This is a genomic window from Skermanella sp., assembly GCF_059503625.1.
In genome coordinates this window covers 1-4,956 of sequence record NZ_JCACHA010001078.1, presented here as the reverse complement: position 1 = coordinate 4,956, position 4,956 = coordinate 1, and the positions used below count along the sequence as shown (strand labels likewise).

Below are 4,956 nucleotides of genomic sequence, written 5' to 3'. Positions count from 1 at the left end.
CGCATTGAGACCGAGGTCTACGACCTCGCGGCGGGATACTGTGGCGAGCAGACCCGCCGCCTTCTGGAGAAAACTGAGCAGCTTGCCCCTTTCGGTGGAGCGATAGTCACAACCCACCACCGCGAGATCCGACTCCGGGGCCACTTGGAGAAGCCCAAGCAGGCGGTTCTGAGGATGGCGGCCAAGGCTCCGGTGGAGGGCTGGCCCCATCAGGAGTTCTGCGGCGAAGTTCGGAAGTACCTGGACAACAACGTCTAAGCCATACCCGAAGGACCGCCGGCATTGGTCCTCCACGGCCTATCCGCATGGCCGGGCCTTACAGCCCGGCCATGACCAGCAGGTCACTGCGATCCCTGGGCCTCGGTCAGAGTCTGGTCATCCTCGACCTCGGCGAAATCGTTGTCGTTGTCATCCCACTTCTGAAGGGCAGTGACCTGCTGCTCGGTCATCGGCAGGGTCAGCTTGTCGCCCTCCATGGTGAACTGGTTGATTGGCACCAGAACCTTTTCCGACCCCAGGCCGAACCAGTTGCCGCCAGCCTGCACGACAGCAAACACGGTGGCTCCGGCGGTGCTGCTTCCCGTGGTGCCGGGAGTGCCGTTGGCCGAACTGGGCCGGACCACCTCATCAATCTCGCCGATCTCCTTGCCGTCAGCCCCGTAGACCTTCTGGTCCTCCAGGTCGTCAACCGTCATCATCATAATGCCGGCTCCACCGGTTCGGTTCGTAGTTGTCGTCGTTGTCGTGGTGCTCTGGGCCAGGGCCGGGGTTCCGCCTAGCACCGCGAGAGAAACACCAGCTATCAACACGGGCTTCAGCATCTGCTTACCTCCTGCACGGGAAAATACCTCGTTGGGATCAACAGGGCGGACTCCAAGGCATTCCCTGACAACGATGTTAGACAGTCACAAAGCGACCCAGCCGGTACTTTACTTTCAGGTTGAGGAGGTGCGGGACTGTCCATGCGATCCCAAGCGGATTTGCCACGACTCTGAGTTGGTACATCGATCAGGTGACGCGTCAGTATTATCTTAGGGACGAGTTTCCAACACCAGTGGGCACAGGCGGCGGATTTCATGCGTTCACTGCGAGATGCCGTGCACCCCATCCGAGGCCCTTGTCGTCGTCATGAAGAGAAACCCTGTCATCCATGTGGGAGTCATTCTAATAAAGCCCGAGGGCGTGATGCCGGAACTGGCCCCGGTACGACACCGCACTCTCCTGGGGATCTGCCGCAAGCTGATGGCTCCGGGCTTATATCGGGATCAGGAAATGGACGGCCGCCGGCTTCTCCAGCGGTTGCTCAGACGTGCAGATAAGCCGTCTTCCCTGGAGGTCATCATCGGCGTACTGCTCACAGCCCGTATGTGCGACCAGGACATCGATCCTAGGATCAGGGCCATCATCGCCGTCGCGGATATCGGCACCACCCCGGAGGACTATCCGGTGGAAGTCATCCTTGAACCGTTCAATTACGATCTCCAGGAAGATGACGGAGTCGCGGCATTGGTAGCAAGGCTGGTGCCGGTTTGGGACCGAAGAACGGATCAAGCATCGTGATCTCTCAAGATAAGCAGGTGACGACCAGGACCATCCCGCTCCTGCTGCCGTGTTCAGACGCTTGTCGATGTATGTTCATGGATACCAAGTTGATGTTGTCTGCGGATCATGCTTCCGAACATCAAATCTGACCGGCTCAGCCTCAATCCGCTGACTTTATGCGTGGGGCAGGCTCGGCTTGATGTCCGGAATGCCGGTCAGGAAGATCGCATCGTGCTGGTGCCCACAGTAGGCACAGAAGATGTACTCGTTCCAGTGGTTCACATCAGTCCCGTGCTTCATCAAGTTGGCATAAAGGTCCTGGACACGCGGAAGCCTCCTGCCCTCCATGCGGGCCAGTTCCCTGCCGATGTAGTCGATCACCGCCTGTTCCGCCACATTGACCAGCACATAGGGCGTGGTGAAAACGATGTGATAATCGACCAAGGCGTTGACCGGCGGCATCAGCCGGACGAACCAGAGTTCACCGGGTCGGCCAACGTATCCGGCCGGGACATGACACCGGTACATCGCCTGCGTCGTTATCTCCCTCAGCATGACCATCGATCCCTCAATGCCGCAGTTCACGTAGAACCCCATGCGGGATTGATGCATGAGGCCGACCACATCCGGTATCCATCCGGGCAGTCCCGTCAGTTCGGCGACACGCAGGATAGTGGTCCCCATCGTTTCCCGGCTCGCCCCGAACTGGACATCGAAGAATGCCCAGGTGGTGAAATAGCTCGGCGTGAGCGGGCTCATTGGCGGACCACTCGGCAGATATTCGTCCTCGGCTCCCCCTACGACGCGGGCATAGCCCTTCGCCTCGCTCATCATCGAAATCTGCTCCGCCAGTAACGACGCGAAATTCTGGCCGACCACGTAGAGGGCATGGCATGGATCGCTGCCCTGCTGAACGAGTTTCCTCACGCGGTCAGTGTCCAGTCCTGCTTCATGGACAAGTTCACGCCCGGCCCGATAGCCCGACAGATCGATGACATTCGACCTGATCTGCATGGTGATCTTTTTGGCGATCTTGTCAGCTACGCTTCCCATGCGGGGTTCCCGGCTCCGGTCGATGTGGCTGGCAATCGGAGCAGATCCCTGGGGCATCTGCACAGATTTTCTTCGCTGCGGCTGGACATCCATTCAAGGCAACGTGATTCAGCGGCACCAGGAGAATAGCGGTCTACTGGCCGAGCATCTATGGGTGATGCATCATAAACTGACTCGTACTCGCCATACCACAGCATGCCGCCGACACGTTGAACGATGCTGGTGCCCGTTTGGACCACGCGGCTTCACCAGCCCGTCCGGGCGAAACGAAGGCACGCAGGCATTCCGGATTGCGTGAACATCAACGAGGCCGGGACGACGGGATTTACTTCAAGAACGGCGATGTGACGGACGGCAGCATCGCGGGCGGCGACCTCGACCCCATCAGGTAATGGCTAGTAGTGACCCGCCAGTTCCTCACTCGGGAATGGCTCTCCTTCAAGTCACTAACTTCATGCCAGGAGGACGGGAGCGAACGCAAGGGAACCGGCCTGATGACCTCTTGTTGTGGCATTTAGAATAATCTTGAGGAGAACCAACATGGCCGCTACCACGGGCACACCGCCGGGCGGAACTACGGGCACCTCCAATGACAAACCAGGGGCCACCAAGGTCACCGACACCAGCCGCGACAAACCTGATGCCGCCTCTGCCGCAACAACTGAATCGAGCCAGCCGTCCGCTGAGAAAATCCTCGAAACCAGTACCGGCTCGACCTCGGCCGGTTCGACCGGCACCGGTACCCCGACGCCCTCCAGCATAACAGTCACCCAGAGTGACACCAGCAAGAGTTCCGCTGCCACGTATGGTGACCCAACCGGGTTTGGCGGCATCACCGAACCTAGCACGTCAACGACTGACACCTCGTCCCGAACCGGTACCGGCCAGCAAGTCAGCAGCCGGGCTGCGGAGGAGTGGCAGCAGCGAAAACAGCAGGTGTCTGAAGTCGCCGGCAACCTCAAGGACAGTGCGGCCCGGTCTGCGGAGCAGGGTTGGAACGCTGCCAACCGGGCGACATACCGGGTTCGCCAGCAAAGCCGCCAGAGCGTCAACGCCGCTCAGACGGTGATCACTGAATATCCGCTGGCGACCGGAATGGTCGCCCTGGGGGTCGGGTTGCTGGTCGCCGGGCTTCTATACAGCCAATCCCGGAAATCCCAATCTTACCGGCACTACTATGATCGGGATCGGGATCTCGATCTTGGAGAGTACGGATCGTCACGGGACTATCGCCCTTGGGATCGGGAGAGCGATTACCGGCGAGCAGAGGGCAATGCCGGCTATGACAGATCGGGCTACTAACCTGTCGGCACGCCCGAACCTACTCTGTCCATCATATCTTGCCCCACCCGGATGGTGACGGAAGAACCAACCGGTTCCTCGGCGAGCCGGCGGGGCGAGACGGCCGTCGCTCAAGCCGCCTGGACCCGAAGCCAGTCTTTGATTAGGCCGCCAGCGGGACCCAAGTGACCGAAAAGCGGTTGCAGGCCAAGGGTGATTTCCTGCTAAACCCTGCGGATAGCTGGATAGCCATACTCCAGGTCACCCTCAATTTCCCCGATGCAGGACCCGCAGTTACCCCCGCAGTCGCGGGTAATGGGATCGTCCGGTCGGTCGAGCAGACGACCACAAACGCCGCACTTTGATGTGTCCTGCGTCATGACCTTGTCCTCCGCCTGTTCAGTATGGAGTCTACCGAACTGGGCAGGCTCATGATGAAGTAGGTCATTTGTTCAATGGCTCAGTCTCGGAAGCAGATTAAACTTCCATCGATCAATGCCGGTGCGAATTGGCCTGTTGCTCCCTTATCCACGCAGCACCGAGCATAGCAGCCGTTTCCTCCCTGAAGCCATCCCGCTGCCGCACAGCCATTTCTACCATTGCAGCAGTCTCCTCATCTATCCTCAGGGCAACACAGTCCAAGAGGGCCGTCACCATGACCTCCCTGCCGCAATTCGTTACCCGCTGGGTTAGCTCAAGGAGGTGGTGATAGCAGCCATTTGCGGCCCGCTGCTCGGGTGGGATTGAGAGCACCTCCTTGACTAATGCCCGCTCATCCGCCAGCAGGTCATCGTATGCCTGCAATCGTTCAATGCATGCCGGCTGTCGTTCCCGTATGTCGGAGTCAGTGTTCATGTGGCCCACCTGTGAATTCCGACCTTCTACGGCCCAAGTCTAAGCCACCATCTTCCTAAATTAAAATACAAATAAGGATAAAAAATCATATAATGTAATGCTGATCGCGTCGGTTGCCGGCTAGTTATCCTGACATCGTCAATGCACGCGGCCCCAGCAAGGGAATAGCCTTGTCCTTCATGATCGATCCGGATGGCCAGTGTGGTGGCACCTGGAGAACTGCGA

Annotated in this window: 6 protein-coding genes; 3 read left to right on the top strand and 3 right to left on the bottom strand. The window is 59.0% G+C overall.

Going from position 1 to position 4,956, the window contains the following annotated elements; all coding sequences use genetic code 11:
- Nucleotides 1-258: hypothetical protein (locus AC5JJ6_RS38910; protein WP_496047181.1), on the top strand; the 258-nt coding region annotated here is incomplete at its 5' end.
- A gap of 83 nt (nucleotides 259-341) precedes the next feature.
- On the opposite strand, the gene AC5JJ6_RS38905 is transcribed toward AC5JJ6_RS38910, so the two are convergent.
- Nucleotides 342-701: a PRC-barrel domain-containing protein gene (locus tag AC5JJ6_RS38905; RefSeq protein WP_496047180.1), complete on the bottom strand. Its 360-nt coding sequence runs from the start codon at nucleotides 699-701 to the stop codon at nucleotides 342-344.
- Between the two features lie 571 nt (nucleotides 702-1,272).
- Here AC5JJ6_RS38905 and AC5JJ6_RS38900 point away from each other — a divergent pair.
- Complete coding sequence (locus AC5JJ6_RS38900) at nucleotides 1,273-1,560, top strand: hypothetical protein (protein WP_496047179.1); 288 nt, start codon at nucleotides 1,273-1,275, stop codon at nucleotides 1,558-1,560.
- 156 nt (nucleotides 1,561-1,716) lie between these two features.
- On the opposite strand, the gene AC5JJ6_RS38895 is transcribed toward AC5JJ6_RS38900, so the two are convergent.
- Nucleotides 1,717-2,595, bottom strand: coding sequence for a hypothetical protein (locus AC5JJ6_RS38895; protein ID WP_496047178.1), 879 nt, complete (start codon nucleotides 2,593-2,595; stop codon nucleotides 1,717-1,719).
- A 540-nt stretch (nucleotides 2,596-3,135) separates the two neighbouring features.
- Between AC5JJ6_RS38895 and AC5JJ6_RS38890 the strand changes: the two genes are divergently transcribed.
- Nucleotides 3,136-3,897 (top strand): hypothetical protein, encoded by a 762-nt coding sequence (locus AC5JJ6_RS38890; RefSeq protein ID WP_496047177.1) that lies wholly within the window; start codon nucleotides 3,136-3,138, stop codon nucleotides 3,895-3,897.
- A gap of 471 nt (nucleotides 3,898-4,368) precedes the next feature.
- Here the strand turns inward: AC5JJ6_RS38890 and AC5JJ6_RS38885 are convergent, their stop codons facing one another.
- Nucleotides 4,369-4,731, bottom strand: coding sequence for a hypothetical protein (locus AC5JJ6_RS38885; RefSeq protein WP_496047176.1), 363 nt, complete (start codon nucleotides 4,729-4,731; stop codon nucleotides 4,369-4,371).
- Between the last annotated feature and the right edge of the window lie 225 nt (nucleotides 4,732-4,956).